Below are 18,321 nucleotides of genomic sequence, written 5' to 3'. Positions count from 1 at the left end.
AAGAGAACTAATAAATTAGTTCTCCCTTACTTCCATTAGTTCTCTTAATTTTATGATTAGCTGTTTTTCCTCTAATGACCTGGCTATTTCTTGCAGTTTGGCATTAGAAGGCAATGCACCATTTTGTCGATAAATCACGATCATTTTTTTTATGAATAAGTGATAATTATTAGGGTTTTTCACTGTTGCAATTAAACCGGTCAAATCTCTTATTACAAGCTCTTCTTCACTAACTGTTGGCTTTTTTTCTATCTCCTTAACTTCTTCCTTCTGTTTTTTCGCCTGTTGGTTAGCTTTCATGTACTTGCTTTTTGCTCCTGGATTTACAATAAAATCGGAAAAATTAACATCTAAATCACTTAATTCTAAATTAGAATGTTCAGACTCAATATCGATATCATTAAGATCCTTTGATGTATCTAACCAATGTGTTAGGAATTGCCAACGATACGGCATGTTTGTTTCTCTTGTATTGAATATAGGATAAGGTCTTACCTTTTGTCCGTTATTATCTTGTCTATGTAAAGAACGAATAACCAATGTTTCCCCTTCAATTAATTGTGATAAGCGATCAAATGTGATAATACGCTGCTGATCTGCACTTTTCGTAATTTTATTATCCATTTCCAAATGTGATTCATTAGAAGATTGATTAATTAGCGTTGTATGACCTGCTTTTTTCGATAATTCTTCAATGGTTTCTTCATTCGTAGACATAATATATATATGATTTTGGCAATTTTCTTTAATTGTGTCTGCTGCTTCTCCATATTTTCTTTTTAATTGCGTGTAAGACTGGAGCACGATATTAAACAGAATATTTCTTCCTAAACATACGGTTAGTACTTGGTCCATATCATCGATTGGCGGCATGTTGCCAAATTCATCCATTAAGAACTGAACTCTAGTAAAACATTTCTTCCCTTTTGTATCCGCGCAATTCATTGCTAGATTGGTATATAGCTGTTTAGTAAAGATAGATGCCAACGTATGGTTAGAAGAATCATAATCTGGAATAATCATAAATACAGCTGTTGGCTTGTCTGAATACTTCATAGAAAGCTTTCTTTTTACTTCAGGGAACGTATTGACACGTTCGTTTATGGTAACTTCCCTTCTTAATTCAGGAAGATGTTCGCAATTCTCTTTTTTCTGATAAACAATGTTTCCATCTTCATCTATTTCCTTTTCAAACTTCAATTCATAAATCAATTTATAGGAAGAGTGCTCATCCTTATACTTGATAAGGACCAAATCTCCCTTCTCTAACTGTTCATTAAAGTTTAACCTGTACATTCCTTGTGCTTTTACTTTTACTCGATAACTACCAAGTAATGTTTTTTCTTTATTATTTTTATGAAAAGACAAATCAATTCGTTTATTCATAAAAGAATTATCTAGTTGTCCAATTAAACTTTTTGGAAATCCAATTTGTTTTAAGTCTATGGAATTCTTAGAAGTCATTTTGGCGAATAATGGATCAATAAAAGGCTGTAATCCATCGTTTGCAGTTGCCAGGATAGAACCCCTTGTTTTATCTCCTGCAAAGCTTGTAGAGCCGTATTTTTTCTTAGCAACATGACCTTGCGGCAAGTTTGTAAAGAACTCATCTAAGGCGTTTTTTTCTACAAAATCATCTTCATTTTCCTTGTAAAACATAGTACCTAACTCATTAAGCATTTCTGCAACATTGGACATAGTAATTTTTTCAGGACAGTTGTTATTTACGCAATGCTCAACTAAAGCTAGAATTATCGCAGTTATGGCGGCTTGTGCTCCACTATTGAAAAATTTATTATCTCCAGCATTAGGATCATTATATAAGGTGAAAGTAATTGAATTTGCAATTTTAGCAGCTTCTTGTTCATTTCCTTGCAGCCAGGCTTCTTTTACTAACTCTAACGGGTTATAACTCATGGATTGCAGAGGATCTTGTAAGTTTAAAACTTGTACATCATAACCTCTCTTTTCTAATGTATCCTTCGCTCCTGCATAAAGTTCACCTTTTGGATCATTTAATATCATACTAGATTTTTCTTTTGCTCGGCTTAATATATCAATCATGGGAGTAATAATGATTTCCCCTTTACCCGAACGAGAAACCCCTAAAATACAAGTATTAACTGTATCCGTATCAATAAAATAGTTGTCTTTATAATGGGATATAGGGATACCACCTATCCCTTCAAATTCTTTTTCCTTTTCTGGAATGCCTTTGTATTGTTCTTCAATCTCAATAGTTTTCGTAAATCTGGAATCCCCTTTTTGTCCATAGGCAATTTCTTTTTCACTCTTATAATTAACTTTTGAATAAACGAAAGTTCCTAAAAGGAGATCCACGGCCAATATCATAAAATTTACTTTCCAATCCAATGGAGTACTGAAGGCATTCATTAAGTGAATATCATCCTCTATCCCTATCTGAAATATATCGAAAGTGGTTGATGATTCCTTATCCACGCTTGCTATACTCTGCATTACATTAGAAAAGCTTACTACAACGAAATTAAGGAATAAAAACGCAATAAGCGCTACTGATATAGAAACCAGCAACGTCTTTATATTTATTTTGCTGTTTTTTTCGGGAAGTTCCTCCCCATCCACTTTATAGTTATAGCTATGGGATAAGTACTTTCTTTTCTTTATAGCCATAATGCTTTCCCACCTTTTCTTGCGATGAAACAATGTTTCTTTAACTGTAAAAAAACACTACTTTTATTTGCTAAGTAATTCTGTTGCAAGTTTATTCTCTTCCCTTTGATAAAGGGATAGTGCTATGTCAGCTTTTCTCTCCTTGCTTAAATTCCTTTTTTCTTGCTTGGACATCTTTATATATAAATCTGTTACCTTTTGATCATTCTTGGAGAGAATCGCTTCATCAATTTTTCCGTATACTGTATCCCCATCAAATGCTTTATTGAACGTCATTAAGGAAGCTAAATCCTTGTTTTGAAAAAGGGTTTCTTCAATAGTTACTAGGCTATCATCATCTTTATATAGTGCCATTGCTTTATCATAATTTTTTTCTTGTAATAGCTCTTCTAAAGTTATTATTGCTTCTTGTTTTTGGACTTCAGCTGATGGTTCCTGCTCTATATTAGTACTTGTTGTTGCTTTAGCTTTTACTACATGATTACTATTTAATTCGCTTATTGCCTGCCCTAAGAACAGACCCCCACATAAGAGAAGTGCTCCTACTATACCAGTGATTAGTAATGGGTTTTTTCTTTTACGTGTATTTGCCATTACTTCAGGCTGTTCGGATTCCTTGTATACCGGTTGAGCCGGCATATTTACTTGTTTTGAATCTAACGTTTTATCAAGCAAGTCATTGTACCGATCAATCATTTTAAGGAAAAGTTCTTCGTTCATCCCGGTGTGTTGGTTCCTTTCAGGCCTATTTTGCAGTGCTTTTAGTTGCTGACGTTGAACCTCAATTCGTTCTCTTTCTAATTCTAATTCTTTTTGTTTACGTTCCTCTTCGCGTTCTTCCGCTTCTAATTTTCGTTTTCTGGATAGTTCAATGGTCCAATTAGATATTCTGTTTTGAATGTCATCTTTTAATTCTTTCAGTGAATTTTGCATCATATTCCAAGTGTCATCTACTCTGCCATCTAGTTCTTCCTCAAAGATCCGGATCATTCTTCTTTTCATTTCGGATAATTGATTAACGGAAGCATTTTTCAAATCAAACATCTTATCATCTAAGAAATCGTTCATTTTTTTTTCAAGTTGAAGTTGCATATTATCTTTATATATGCCAATTCTTGTATCTTTTTTTGTAGATAAATCATTTACAAAAGTAGACTTCTCATTTTCTTGCATTCGCTTAAAGTCTTCTAATGCCTTTTCTTGTTCCAACTCAAATTTCTCTAACTTACTAATGTATTCCTGATCTTGTTCCAATCTGAATTTCTCAAATTCTGATTCACTTTTCAGACCAATAGATTGTAACTCTTCTCCGTTTTGTTCTTTAGCTGCTTCTCTGTAATTAAGTGACATAGCCTGTTCATATGCCTGCGATAATTCCGTTTGAGCTTTATCTTTAATGGTTTCTACTTGATTTAGGAAGTAGTCTCGGATTAGCTCAAATTTTGTATCACTTAATGCATTTATAGCATAATCATAAATGACTGTATTTAATTCTGGAATAGTGCTGTCATTGAGTTTATTTAACCCCAAAAACTTAAGTAAATTTTCATTATCCAATCGTGCTTTATTTCGATCTACTACACTCTTAGTAGAAGACATATCGATAAACGTATCATAAATTGGGAAAATAACTTGTTCATGTTTTAATTTGGCATTGTTATTTTTTTTAATGCCAGGTATGGATTCAACTTCTGCGTATTCATCATAAATCACTACTTGTTCTAAATTATCAACCTGTTCCGTTTCAAAATTAGTATAATCAGATGGAATGTATCCCTGAATTTCAGCATTATTTAAAGAGAATTCTTCTTCAGTACTTTCATTAGATCCAAATTGAACAAAAGCATTTGTATTAATACTTTCAGATACGTATTCTGTTTCTTCCTCAAAATCTGCCCACAGGTTCTTTTCTTCTGTATACGATTCATTAGAAAGATCATTCATATCAGCAAAATCATCTTCATTGAATTCTTTGTTATCTGTACTTGAAGTGTAGATGTCTTCACGATTGAGATCAGCAAATCCTTCTGAAGTCACTTGTGTGCCTTCTTGTTTCTTTAATATACTAAAAAGACCTTTTTTACTTCCCTTGGCTGTACGACTCTTTTCTTTACCAGCATTTTCTCTTTCAGCTATCCGCTCTATATGATATTGTTTTTCTAAGTCGCTAATTAATTTTTGTGCATCTTCATGACCAGAAGCAATGATATCATCCTTTAAAATTTCCATTAAGTTTGGCTCTTTTCCAGTCGGAGTAATCGCTTTTTGTTCAAAGGTATATTCTATTTCATTATCAAGGTCATGAACGACAATAGTAATCTTCATCTCTTTATGAATCACTTTTTGCATTTCTTTTAATAATCTATCCGCTTCAGGAAGAGCATACCCATTCTTACTTTTAAGAGCTTTAATCGAGCGAGTAATTTTTTTATCCAATAATCTAAATGTTATTTTATACATTATATAAGCTCCTTTCGCCTACAAATTAAAAAGGGAGATTTTGAATCATCTCCCTACAAACCAACTATTATTAAAAACCTGCTGTATCTTTTATTGTGCTCCCTAATGTAGCTGCTCCAAAGAGTAAAAATGCTCCTGCAATTACATAAAACAACCATTTTTTTGCAGTTCGACTTGGTCCTTCACCAAACATAAACATAAAACCAATAATAGCTAGACAAGTAACAATCGTGACAAGGCCTATACCTTGCAGCTTACCAGTGAAATTTTCTAATGACCCTGATACACTATCAAAAATATCGTTATAAGCTAGGTTTTGAGCAGTTTCTTTTAATTTCATGTTAAAGCCTTCTTTCATTTTCTTAGATTTGCAAAGCATATATTAATAGGGAAAATTATTTCCCTATCTATAAGATTCTTCTTCTAACGTTTCTTGAATAATGAGCTGCAATGCAGCTTCTTGGATAGTTCGTTCTGTCCACTCTTTATCTTCATCTGACATTACAGCGATTTTCTTTTTAGTAATAATATCTTTCTTCCATTCATTGAAATCGATATTCCTATTTCTTAAGATCTTTTCAGCAGCTTTCTCTACTGGATTCTCTTTTTTTCTTCCTGCCATGTTTCATACCTCATTATTAAAATTTTTTTAGTCTATAAGAAGAAAACTGATTCATTATCTCCTTATATTCTCCGTAATGTTGGTTTAAATAATAAAAAGTACCGCCTAAAGCCAAGATGCCAACAATGAACATCATTATGCGAAACATATTATTTTCTAACATATTTCTTCACCTATTCCTTTAACGAACCTGGGAAACACCCGTTCCTTTAACACTTAAATGTACATCTGGTATGATAGGGAAAATTTTGATATCAAAAGTGCCCTTTACGTTGTAATCTACCGTATCGCCAAATGAAACCTTTTCATTTAATTGACCACTTTCAATAATAAAGTCACCTTGATAATATGATTGGGAGTATTCATTAAGATTAGCTACTGCTGTTTCTGTAAGACCGCCATATCTTTCTATTTGATAATTAACTTGTTGTTTGAAAGAGTTAATGTTTCCAAGATCAATACATAACATTGCGAAAGAAACGAAAGTCATCAGTAATACAATGGTTAGCATCCATTTCCAAAATTCCATTACTGCCCCCTCTAACATGTAACTTCCTCCTTTATAAATTGATAGTTGAAAGGTTAGCAATTAGCATAGCTATTGCGAAACCAAGAACAATAACGAATGATGACATTACAATTTTAGTTGGAAAGAAGATAAATCGTTTCAATTTAAATGTAATGATCTCATCAATTCCACTAATGAGTTCTTCACTAGATATTCTTCCTAATTCATCAATTACGGAAGTATCAAAAGTACTCTGTTGAAAGTCAAAGATCGTACTCATAAAAAGGACTGACATATCTGTTCCACTGGATCTATTGGCATAATCGATAAACGGTTGTATATCGTTAGGTCTACTACTCATTTCACTCATTAACCTATAAAGAGAACTTCTATCCTGCTCATCATCTAAACGCTGCATTAACTTACTGAAAATCGAATACAAGGAAACTTGTCCTTTACTTTGTTTTAAATAAGGTATTAGTAGCCTGGTAAATTGGGAGAACTGCAAATGTCTTTGGAATCTCCATGTTGTATATTTGGAACGAATATTTTTGTACTGTATTTTATAAAATAAAAAAGCCCCTACAACCATTACAAGGTAAAGCCATTGAGTAAGTAGGGTGCTAAAAAAGAGGAATATAGCCATTAAAAATAATGACTGTAGTAGTCTTTTCTTTTGAAATGCATCAATATTCCTTTTGCTATTCCCCATCTCTAATAGCATGGGATATAGATCCTTTTCAGCCAATGCTCTATAAAACTTCTTCCTTTTAGTTGTTTGTTTTATTATTCTCATAGAGATACCTCCAAAACAGAGTCATCAAAAAGGAAGAAAGAAAACTTACGAAAGAACTGTCCCATTAAAAGCATATATACTCCACAAGTGACCCAACCTATTGGTTGTCGTGCGAAGTCATTAATATACGTACTAATCCCAAAAGAATAAGAAACAGCTAAAAGGAATATGACAACAACAACTCCCAGCATCTTCACATCTGTTAGATGCCCGTTTTTCTTGTTTTGATATTCACTCTGTTTCTTTTTCATATCGTTATGGTATGTTTTGATATCTTTTAACGTATCTATATTTGTTCGTCCTTCTAGCATCGCTGTTTCTAATTGCTCTAAAAATTGAGCAAAGATAACATCATCTTGATATTTATTTTCCATTGACGTAAAAGCCTTATTAATCATGGTATTATCTGCACCAATTAACCTAGCTTGAAGTTCATTAATATCCTTTTGAAATTCCCCTTCTGCTCTGGTATTAGTTATTTCCAAAGCCATCGTCACTGTTTTACCATCATCCGTTAATATCTGCGTTATGTTGTTAATAAATTTATTTCTCTGAGCGAAGGATTGATACTGATAAACCTTTTCCACACTTTTAGGTAAAAGTACTTTCATTCCATATAAGGCACCTGTAATAGCCATAAAGATAGAAAGCCACCAATAATAAAGTAACAAGAATGTAAAACCAGCAAATAGTAAAGCTGGCATTCCAACATAGGAAACAAAATCTTTTGTTTTTAAGGGCTTTCCGTATGCCACTTTATAAGCATTTAATTCATTAACATTTAAAACACGTTTTTTTCGAGTATTTAACTTTCTCACATTTTTATTAACTTTCACTAATAAACACCTGCTTTTTTCCTCCCAGAAACTAAGAGTTGGAGAGTAAGAATACTATAATTAACTTATAATAGCTGAAAAAAATTCCCAATAATTAATGGTCTATATTTTTTGTTTGTTTTAGAAAACTAACAGGACGGGTAAATGTTTGATTTTCAGGAAATTCAAGCTTTATTCCTTTTTCAGATAATAGATCTTTTAGTTCGTTAGAAATGCTACCTGTTTTACAGGTGAAGTAACCATCTTTAAATTGTTGTTGAAATATTGTTTGGTCTTTATCTTCACTAAACTCTACCACTTCATCCAAATATCGTATAATCTGATTCTGATACTCTACTCGTTTAATATGGACTCCAAAATCAAAGTATCTTCTGATGTCTCCTTCTAATGCTTCCTCTGATACGGTATATCCCATTTTAGCCATGTTTATTAGTCTTTTAGGAATAGCTCTAGCGTTGATAGCATGTAAGGAAGTAACAATATGGTGGCCAGACAAAACGGCTTGTATCATTTCGTATGCTTCTTGACCCCGGGTTTCCGAAACTAATATCCATCTAGGATTATTACGTAATGCCGCTTTAACTAAATCCGTAATCGTTATATCTGCACTAGTCAACCAGGATAGAATATCTTTATCTGGGAACATTTCTTTTAAAAATGTTTCCGGTGTATCTTCAATTAGTACAATTTTGTGTTTAAAATCTATAAATGAAGCTAATAGTTTTTGGAACTCTGTTTTCCCTGTACCAGTTTCCCCACTAATAACAATATTTGTCCTCAGTTTTATAACACTTTCAAAGACCGCATACATAAATTCTGGAGCAAAATCAACAAAGTTATCTTCCCTTAAAGCTAGTTGGGGACGAACTACTCTAAGGCTCATTGTAGTTCCTGCTGTACTAATTTGGCCATGTACCGCATTAATACGTATATTGCCGAATTTACCATCTAAAATTGGATTTTTAGGGGTGAAGTCTTTCCCATTTGCATTTGCGAATTTTTGTATAATCCTAATGATATACTCTTCTGTTATCTCCCGGTTCCCTGTATACTTCATTTTTTTATCATTCGTTTCAATAATTAAATCTGTACCATTATAGCCAATATCCGTAACAGTCTCGTCTCTTATAATTTCTTCAATAATTCCTGTACCGACCGTTTCTTGGACGATATATTCTACAATATCTTCATTTCCTCTTACCTCATATGGATGTTCCTTCATAACAACTTGTTTTAATTCATCCCTTGCAGCAGGATCTAAGAGTCCTCTTACAATTAGTTCTGCATGGGATTGAATTAATGATTCTTGTATATTTTTTAGAATTTCTGGCTTTATCCACGGGGTTTTTACTTTTAGCCTATTCTCTATCAACCTATCGCCTCCTATTTATGATTCTGAAATAGTTACTTTAGCAGTTGCTTGATATTTCATCGTACCATCTATAATAAGTACCTTAATAGCTTTTATGGCACCATTTCCATTTTTTAAATACTCAAATTTATAGGTTGCCGCATCACTAATTTTCACATTATTATTTACAGACATTCTCTCTTCAAAGTCCTTTTCAAATTCCTGGATAGAAATATAAAGTTCTCCAGGCTTAATTCGCGAACTATTATCTGCATTATGGATAGCAGTTGTTCTTATCGTTTCCGTTAGACTCAGCACAATTGAGTCTTGCTTAAAGTTAGTTTGGTAATAAATGCCTGTTACAATTATTAATAATATCCCCATAAGCATTAACCACAGAGTAAAAGGAAGATCTCTTAGCATTTATTTGTAATCCTTTCTAATTAAGAAGAAGTCCAGCTATTCTGTTGTATACTCCTTATACTTTAACTGAATAAATTTAATAAACCTGAAGCAACCCCTGCAATATTAGGGAAAGAGCCAAGTAAATTTTCAATACCTTTATCAAGTAACTCTGGATATTTCAATTTAAGTACGGCAAAAACTGCTCCTCCAACAGAGAGTGCACCAATCATCCACCAAAAGCGATCTGTATTCGTTTCTAACATAATATTTTCCTACCTTCATCTATATTTTTTTGAATTAAAAAAGGAATGTATTTTCATACATTCCTAGGGTGAAACTTATGAACACTTTTTATAGATTCAAACTAAACGAGTTACACCTATTTATACGTTTCTTTTACTACATTTTAATCTAACGTCACTTTGTCAAGGAGCTAAATTATTTAACTATACCTAGTGTCTATATTGCAAAATTCGTATCAAGCATTTTCATTTCATTAATGATAATTATTCAATGAACCAGGATAGATCATCTTCTGTCCAACCTTTTGGCAGTCCATCTGGATAAGGATTTTCTGGATCTACTGGCTCAATAAGTATTTCATCCTTGTTAATCGTATCCGAACCAATAGTTCCATACATATAGGCATTAACAGTAATAGAATCCTGTATATGAAAAGATACTTGGTTAACTCCTATTTGTTCCAAACTGCTAAATTGAATGTCATACTCCCCTAATTTGTCTAGCCAAATTGGCACATAAAGTTTATTGCCACCGTTTTTAAGTTTATATTGAATACGAGCATCACTAGCTAGTTTCTGTCCTTCAGAGAAAACAGCACCTGTTTTTTCTTCAATGTATACTTTCGGAAGAGTTACTACCTGTTGCAGAGTATCATCATTAATTTTTATAGACTGTGTTACAGCATTTATATTGGCTTTATTATCTTTTTGTGGGTAATCTACATAAGAATCAATTAACCGATTATCAACGATATATTGGGATTTAATTAGATTTAGCAACATCTTCAAATCATTCTTATATGTGATCTGTTTGGTCAGATCTATTCCATAACCACTTTTAACTGGATCATGCTTTAAAGTAGGTAACGTTAAGGTTTCATAGTATTTTTTTATTTCTTCTCCAATTTCCCTTTCTGTCATAATTACCCCTCTATAAATAGTCGTTTCCACATCGGCAGCTTTCATATTCAATTGCTCTTCTGAAGAAGTATATCCAATTGTGCTAATTTTTTCTTTCTCTTCCTGGATAAATACATTACCCTTATCTTTTGGAAGAATTTGAGCCTCATAATTAGCTTTATCATCCACTTTTAAAGTACTGGTAGGTATTTTAAGTTCCACTGTATTCTTTAGTTCATTAACGGTAAAAGTTTCATTTACCACCTGTTTATTTGTATCCTTATTATTAATTATGATGTCTACTTTTTTAGTGTCCCACCCTTCGGAATTACCTAATAAACCAACAGCATACTGAAGCTTTACAGGTAATCCTTTATCGGATTTATCTGTATATATCTGAATCTTCTTAAATCCTAAATTAATAATTGGATGGGTGTACTCAAAATTAACCGTAATATCTTTTCCTTTTATCGTACCTTCCTGTTTATCCGTACTTTCTGGAGAGTAAGGGTAAGCAGTATTGTTCCATTTATAAGTCAAATCCATTTTAGGAATATAAGAATAAGATTCACCATCAAACATTTTATTACTGTTGGTTACAATGGTTTTACCTTCTGTTTTGTCCATATGATTTTCGGTAACATTTCTTCGATACAGTTTAGTTGTAGTGGTATTAGAATTCCTTGTTACACCATTAATCTTATTGCTTGCGGTGTTTTTCCACTCAATCACATCGTTTTCTGCCAATTTATTTAATTCATTTAAACTTACTGGAACTACTTTGATTTCTACTCTATAGGTGTTTCCATAAAAAGAGCTCTTTTCTAAAGAAGTTGATTTTGCTTGTAATAATACTGTATTACCACTATTTTTAGCATCAAATAAACTACTTACATCCTTTTGGTCCTTGTCATAAATATTAATGGACTCAATCTTTAATCCTTTAGGAACCACATCTTTTATTTGATAGTTGCTAAAGTAGAATTCTGGGTATTCATCATGTACCTGATTTATTAATTCATAGGAAAAATTCTGTTTATAGGAAGTTAAAACATTCTCTTGTTCTAATTTCATCTCACTAGTACTTGTTGTATTAATATACTTTTCTAGTGCCATAGCTTCTGTTCTCGCTAATTTTGTTCCAGTAATGGAAAAATACTGACCAGGTGAAATAAATTCTGTTTCATAAGAAGGAGTAGGCCTTGTCTTAGAAGGACTATAGTCGTACATTTTCTTCCATTCAAAAGTTAACTCGGATTGATTCGAGAAAGTAATAGTAAAACTGGCAAACTTATCATAATTAGTAGCTCCACCATTTACACTTTCAAAAATAGTATATTGTCCATTACTATGTTCGTATTTCAACCAATCATCATTTGTAACATACAAGTTATCAAATTTGTTTATTTGAGTATCAGTGAACGATACACCTTGTACAGCATCAATATCGTTAACAGTTAAATAACCATGTACCTTAATTGCTGTTCCATTTTCATGATCAATAAATTCCCATTTTTGTTTAACCGATCTGTATCCTTGCGTAATATGTCCAATATTATTCATTCGATAACCAATATTAGCAGGAGATTCTTTTAAACTATCCCAATCCAACACGGTTATCTTTAAATCCATTACTTTTCCTTCAAATAAACCCACGTTTTTATAAATAATTCCTTGCTTCCCTTTTTGTGAATCACTTTTCGGAACAAAAGCCAAATAAGCTGCTGATTCATCAGCTGCATCATTGGAGAATTTCTTAGACCACCCAGATCCGAATGTTTCTACAGTAGTCTCACTAGTAAATTCCGGATAGAATCTATATTTACTGCTAATTTCCGTATTTTGATTTACGACTGTTGCTATAGTAGAATCTTTTAAATTTTGAAGGGTTGCTGCAGAAAGTTCCTTCTCTTTCATTAGTCCAGCTGCAGCGATAAGGACTATAAAAAGGGAAAGCATAGATTTAAAGCTAAATTTCATCACAATTTTATCTTCCTTTTCCTTAATAATCTTACTCGATAAAATATAGTACTGTAAGCCTCCCCTCCTTAAAAAAAATAAAAAAGAGCTATACATGAAATGATAGCTCTTTTGATAATAGTAGTTGACTGATTAAATTATATTAAAGTGGATATATCCATCATTTTTTTCGGTTTCGTAATCGTTTCAATATTGTTAATATTGATTAATGTTTCTGTTAGACCCGTATCTAAAAAGATACTAACGAAGTCTCCTTTTTGAGTAGATAAAAGTATGTTGTAAAACTGAATAGCTTTTTCTTCATCAGCAAATTCCAAAACTTCTTTGTTACCAGAGATAAATCTTATTTCACTAGTCCAAAGACTCTTTTTCATTCAGTTCACCTTTTTTCTGTAGCTTTGCCCATTAAGTGTGTATATTTTTTTAGTATACAAATTATGTCTTTGTTTAATGCAACGATTAAGGCCTTGAGTTGCCACCTTATTAAGTAAATTGCTCCCCTTATAAATAAGGATCTTGGCAAATACACTTTGCTTCAATTATCAAACAGTGGTTTGCTGTTCTATGGTCATCGCAAAGTACTTAATTGATTCTGATTTCGGATAATCAGAAACCTTTAACATTATTTAAACTATGTTAAAAATAAAGACACCTTCTTACGTCTTATAACCTTATACCCCTGGCAACCAACCAGGTGACACTTGCAAAGGGACAAGTGCAGTACGTCAACTATATAAAGTTTTCAAGGAACAATGCAAAATAAAATCAGTTTCTTAAAACCATTATTTGCATATTAAAAATATATACATGTTATTTAAAGGCATATTATCCAATTCTTGCTTTTTTTCTATGTTTCATTGGTAATAAGGGTGTTCCATAACGTTTCCTTTTTGCTATAATCATTCCTTCTGAATCAGTACAATTCCTAATCTGATCATAGATTTTATAAAGTGGTACCATTCTTTTAGTCGCTGTATTAATAAAATTACCTTTAAAATCTACCTTAACATAGGTTGAACCGTCTGTTGTTAGTAACTGCCATGTTTTTTCTTTCACATCATATTCAGTCCACCCGACATATAACTTTTCTGCCATAATAGTTTCCTCCTTTCTTTTAATTAAATTTTATATAGAAAAAAAAGAAGGCAGTAGCCCACCTGGACTACTGCCTTCTCAAAAACAAACACCTTAATTAAGAAAATCATTTTACGAAACTCTATTTCTAAAAAAGTATAATTAATAATATTTTAAAGAAATTTGTAACACTTAATAATAATTCCAATTAATTCATGTGGCGATTGCTATTTTATAATAGAGAGGTTAACAGTAGCATCAGGTAACTAATAATTACTACAAATTGTATAAAATGTATTTATTTTACACGATATCTTCTTTCGACCTAAATATTACACGGATATTATAGAGCGGTCAATACTATTTACCTATAATAATTATGGGTATTTTTTACCATAAACGTTTTTAAATCTCCTAAGTTTAAAATTTGTAGGTGCCAAACACTATGTTTTCCTCAAAAGAAGGGAACATTTTTCTATTATTATAAATCATTCCCTGAGCACTTTTTATACTCCAAACTATTTAGTGAAATTCTGTATTCTTCACCTACTCTTTGCTTAACATTTAAGTACCAAACACTTTTCTTCTGTATTTATTTCGTCTAGAATTACAGTAAATTTATCGATATTAAATAAACATTTATATTCCAAATACTGTGAATTATTATAGGGATCTTTAAATCGTTTGTTTTTGCATATGCCCATGAGTAAATTAAACCATTCATAAAGTAGGAAAGAAAAAACCAGTCAAAATGAAGAAATGAAAAAAGCAAATTGGAGAATATTATTATTTTCTTTCTTCCCACTATATCTTGAAAAATTTCTGGAATAAATTTTCTGAATATCCATTCTTCTACAATAGGTATTATTAGAAAAGTATTTAATATCTTTAAGTAGTTACTACCTAGCTCTTTATTTATATGGGAAATATTTGATGTAGGTTCAATGGGTATAAAACCTTTAATTATAGCTAATAAACTCCCAAGAAGAAGAAGAACTGCTAATCCTTTAAAAGTTATATATAGCTTATATTTCCTTTTTGATAATTTCATGTTTAATCCCCAATATTTCACTATTTATTTATCTTTATTTCCTGGATTGTAAAAGTATTTACCAGAACATAGAATATTTATATTATTTTTATCTTATGTTGTCAAAATGATGTATTCTTCCCTAATTGATATTTATTTAAATAATAAGAAAATTGAATGCGTAGAATTACTTTTTTTTAAATTAATAAAAACCTTAACATACCTCCTCATCTTTATAATAATTGTAAATATAAAGTAGTATGAACAAACCTTACAAAAAAAAATGTATATTATTCTCTGAAAAAATGTTTAATGCAAAATTATAGTGTAAAGTGTAGCAAAGAATCATTACAGAAAGTTGCAAGCAAAAATACACAGTGATTTACCCACGATTTCACATGGAGAGGCGCTTGTGTTATAGCCTATCTTGGCAGATCCAGATACTTGTTATATCTGGCTTTTGAGGCTCTTGGACTTGGCCCTAGAGGCTCCATGTCAAATCCTTTATAGCTTTGCACTTTTCATTGCAATAGTCTGTATTATAAACTTGCAAACTTATGTATTTTATTTTTGCAAAAAACAAATGACATAAAAAAACACCCTGCTTATAGAATTAGCATGGTGTTTTTCAACAGATATTGTTAATATGATTATTTATTACTCATCATATTTTTACTTTTTTTACTAATTTCATTATAAATCTCTTCTTGTCGCAACTCCCAAATCATTGTTGCTTCTTCTTCGGAAACATATTTACTGAAGAAATTAATAGCAGGCTGTCTTAACATATATATTGGCAAATGCTCAACTCGTTTTACTTTCTTCTTAGGTACATTTTCGTTTATAAATTGACGCACTGCTTCTTCTACAGGATCAAGTAAAATTTTATCTGAACATTCCTTTTCAGTGGACAGAGCATAATCTAATTGAATTGCCTTTACAGTGTAACCAGCTTTTCTACTAATTCCCTTTCGAGCTTGGACATAATCAATATTTCTTCTAATTTGATCTTCTGGAAATTCACTAATTAACCAATTTATCTTCTCAACTGTTACTCCTAAATTAGATAACTGTGTCTGCAAATCATCAAATAATAGTAATTGTTCTTCCTCTTCCAAGTCAACGTCATCAGGAACTGCTTCCTCTATATGATGGATATTACTTCTAATGATAAATTCAATACTGGTTACTTTTCGCCCGGTTTTAATCTCATTAAACTCAAAATTAATATCGGTATTATTATTAACCTCCTTTTGAGCCACTAATAAAACCTTACTCTTTAAATGTCCATATTGCTTATACTTAGTAGGTTCTATACCTAAAAACGTCCGCAATTCCATTAACGTTAGTTTTCTTTTTCTAATTCGCTCATATTGTTTAAGAAGTTCATAAATCCTTATAGAATAAACGGAATTTAGACGAACAACATTTTCTAGTTGATAAGAGGTAAACTTGTCTTTTAATTCTAAAAAAAAGCCCTTTAACTCCGGATGGAATTGAAGTGTAATATATCCTTCATTATCCTCATATATAGATGTAATTACCCAGCTATAGTTTCTTTGTTTACCATCTTTTTTTATAGTCAGGACCTTAGTTTGAAGTCCGTTTACAATCTCTCTAAGATAAGAATAAAAACCTGTTTTTTTTGAGTTTCCTATAATCTCTATAAAATCTCTTGCTCTAAACCGATAGGTTTTTAACGTTTCATCACTAGGTTGCACTTTAGAAGCCATAACTAAAAGAATGCGTTGTTCTTGCAAAGATAATTTATATGTACTTTCAATTAACTCATTCGATTTGGTTACCCAGTTTTTCGTATTGATACTATCGAGTTCATTTCCCATCTCAATTATTGAATTATCCATACGAATACGATCCTCCAAATTCTATATGTATACTATCACTAAAAATAACATAGGGTGATAGTATTGTAAATAAAAGCATCTACAAATCTCAGGTATTCTTAATAATATCACTAATTTTGCACAGAAAATTATAAAAGTGTATTTTTAAACCTTAAACTGTCACCAATTTTGCGTATCCCAAATATATTCGGTACATTTATCGCTAAATTAGTGATGGTTAAGAACAATTTTCATTAATATATGTTAAAACCTGATTTTTATTTCTTTATACGCAAAATTAGTGATACTTCATCATAAAACTAACGCCAATTTAGTGATAGTTCCCGGTATATTCAAATTAATAAAAATCAAACACTTCAAGAATAAGTTCCTTTTATTTCATAAGCCTTTAAATTTATTTGATTTCTTTAGACATATTTCTATATTTATTTATCATTTCCTGTTCTTTTCTTTTAATTTCCTTGCCAAATTCGACATTTTTCACAAAATAAGTGATAGTTAATAATTCTTTTATCACCTTTTTCTAGTAATTTGTAAACAACTAACCTTCATAAATCCCTTTAAGAGAAATAATCTTAACTTCGTGAAGTTTTGTAAATAAATTAGTGATTTTTCATTAATTATGTATGGATACTCGCAAGATTAGTGATACTTCAAAGGTATTTTTTAATGTCTACGCTAAATTAGTGATAGTAATAACCCCATATCGGTGTTTGAACACAAAATTAGTGATACTTTAACGCCCTTTGGGATAGCTCAAACAAAATTAGTGATAATATAACGCCTTTGAGTATGACTCACGCTAAATTAGTGATACTTTAATACCATATTAATGATAGCTCACGCTAAATTAGTGATATTTGGCGCCATACTGGTAATGATTCACGCTAAATTGGTGATACTTTAACGCCATATTGGTAATGGTTTACGCTAAATTAGTGATACTTTGACGCTATATTGGTGATGGTTTACGCTAAATTAGTGATACTTTAACGCTATATCGGTGATGGTTTACGCTAAATTAGTGATACTTTAACGCTATATCGGTGATGGTTTACGCTAAATTAGTGATACTTTAACGCTATATTGGTGATGGTTTACGCTAAATTAGTGATACTTTGGCGCTATATCGGTGATGGTTTACGCTAAATTAGTGATACTTTGACGCTATATTAGTGATGGTTTACGCTAAATTAGTGATACTTTGACGCCATATCGGTGATGGTTTACGCTAAATTAGTGATACCTTACGCTATATTGGTGATGGTTTACGCTAAATTAGTGATACTTTAACTCCATGAAGCCTTGGTAATTCTATGCTTTTCGACATCATAAAACAATTAAAACAATAAAAAAATATAAAACAATATATTAAAACATTAAAACAACAATAAAAAGGTAAGTTGTTTGTATTAATTATTTTAATTTTCTCTGCCGTTTTCCTACTAATATTTTTGACTTAGTATAATCATCTGTTAAAGCCGATGTTAAAATCCTCAATATAGCCGGAATAAAATTCCCCATCTAAAATAGAACCATAGTTTGTTGAGAGGAGCTATGGTTCGTGAAGACAAGAGGGGAATTTTTTATGATTAAAGAA

General features: G+C 31.5%; 15 protein-coding genes. All 15 read right to left on the bottom strand.

The annotated features are described in order from the left end of the window. Positions 1–15 precede the first annotated feature (15 nt). Positions 16–2,652, bottom strand: coding sequence for a VirD4-like conjugal transfer protein, CD1115 family (locus EM808_RS25710; RefSeq protein WP_127742250.1), 2,637 nt, complete (start codon positions 2,650–2,652; stop codon positions 16–18). A gap of 63 nt (positions 2,653–2,715) precedes the next feature. After that, entirely contained in the window at positions 2,716–5,112 is a 2,397-nt protein-coding gene (locus EM808_RS25705) for a hypothetical protein (RefSeq protein WP_127742248.1), read from the bottom strand. A 70-nt stretch (positions 5,113–5,182) separates the two neighbouring features. Beyond that, positions 5,183–5,452, bottom strand: coding sequence for a TrbC/VirB2 family protein (locus EM808_RS25700; RefSeq protein ID WP_127742246.1), 270 nt, complete (start codon positions 5,450–5,452; stop codon positions 5,183–5,185). A 63-nt stretch (positions 5,453–5,515) separates the two neighbouring features. Next, a complete protein-coding gene (locus tag EM808_RS25695) occupies positions 5,516–5,734 on the bottom strand; it encodes a DUF5415 family protein (RefSeq protein WP_127742244.1) in 219 nt (72 codons plus the stop codon). Between the two features lie 181 nt (positions 5,735–5,915). Beyond that, positions 5,916–6,281, bottom strand: a complete 366-nt coding sequence (locus EM808_RS25690) for a DUF4320 family protein (RefSeq protein WP_127742242.1) — start codon at positions 6,279–6,281, stop codon at positions 5,916–5,918. Positions 6,282–6,294: 13 nt separating this feature from the next. Next, positions 6,295–7,038 (bottom strand): hypothetical protein, encoded by a 744-nt coding sequence (locus EM808_RS25685; protein ID WP_127742240.1) that lies wholly within the window; start codon positions 7,036–7,038, stop codon positions 6,295–6,297. Then, the gene (locus tag EM808_RS25680; RefSeq protein WP_235856716.1) at positions 7,035–7,874 is read right to left on the bottom strand and encodes a hypothetical protein; all 840 of its coding nucleotides are present in this window, start codon (positions 7,872–7,874) and stop codon (positions 7,035–7,037) included. The genes EM808_RS25685 and EM808_RS25680 overlap by 4 nt, the downstream gene beginning before the upstream one ends. Before the next feature lie 94 nt (positions 7,875–7,968). Next, positions 7,969–9,246 carry a CpaF/VirB11 family protein gene (locus EM808_RS25675; protein ID WP_235856715.1) on the bottom strand — a complete coding sequence of 426 codons (1,278 nt, stop codon included), beginning with the start codon at positions 9,244–9,246 and terminating at the stop codon, positions 7,969–7,971. A 15-nt stretch (positions 9,247–9,261) separates the two neighbouring features. After that, entirely contained in the window at positions 9,262–9,648 is a 387-nt protein-coding gene (locus tag EM808_RS25670; RefSeq protein WP_127742235.1) for a hypothetical protein, read from the bottom strand. 62 nt (positions 9,649–9,710) lie between these two features. Further along, positions 9,711–9,893, bottom strand: coding sequence for a hypothetical protein (locus tag EM808_RS25665; protein ID WP_127742233.1), 183 nt, complete (start codon positions 9,891–9,893; stop codon positions 9,711–9,713). A 243-nt stretch (positions 9,894–10,136) separates the two neighbouring features. Next, a complete protein-coding gene (locus EM808_RS25660; RefSeq protein ID WP_127742231.1) occupies positions 10,137–12,755 on the bottom strand; it encodes a hypothetical protein in 2,619 nt (872 codons plus the stop codon). A 134-nt stretch (positions 12,756–12,889) separates the two neighbouring features. Next, complete coding sequence (locus EM808_RS25655) at positions 12,890–13,126, bottom strand: hypothetical protein (protein ID WP_127742229.1); 237 nt, start codon at positions 13,124–13,126, stop codon at positions 12,890–12,892. 451 nt (positions 13,127–13,577) lie between these two features. Further along, the gene (locus EM808_RS25650) at positions 13,578–13,847 is read right to left on the bottom strand and encodes a hypothetical protein (protein ID WP_164849799.1); all 270 of its coding nucleotides are present in this window, start codon (positions 13,845–13,847) and stop codon (positions 13,578–13,580) included. 586 nt (positions 13,848–14,433) lie between these two features. Beyond that, complete coding sequence (locus EM808_RS25645) at positions 14,434–14,877, bottom strand: CPBP family intramembrane glutamic endopeptidase (RefSeq protein ID WP_127742227.1); 444 nt, start codon at positions 14,875–14,877, stop codon at positions 14,434–14,436. A 629-nt stretch (positions 14,878–15,506) separates the two neighbouring features. Next, complete coding sequence (locus EM808_RS25640) at positions 15,507–16,721, bottom strand: replication initiation protein (protein WP_127742225.1); 1,215 nt, start codon at positions 16,719–16,721, stop codon at positions 15,507–15,509. Between the last annotated feature and the right edge of the window lie 1,600 nt (positions 16,722–18,321).

It is taken from the genome of Niallia taxi, from assembly GCF_004005475.1.
In the GTDB taxonomy this organism is placed as follows: domain Bacteria; phylum Bacillota; class Bacilli; order Bacillales; family Cytobacillaceae; genus Niallia; species Niallia taxi.
The sequence above is the reverse complement of the archived record's forward strand: the minus strand, read 5'-3'. Positions and strand labels throughout refer to the sequence as shown.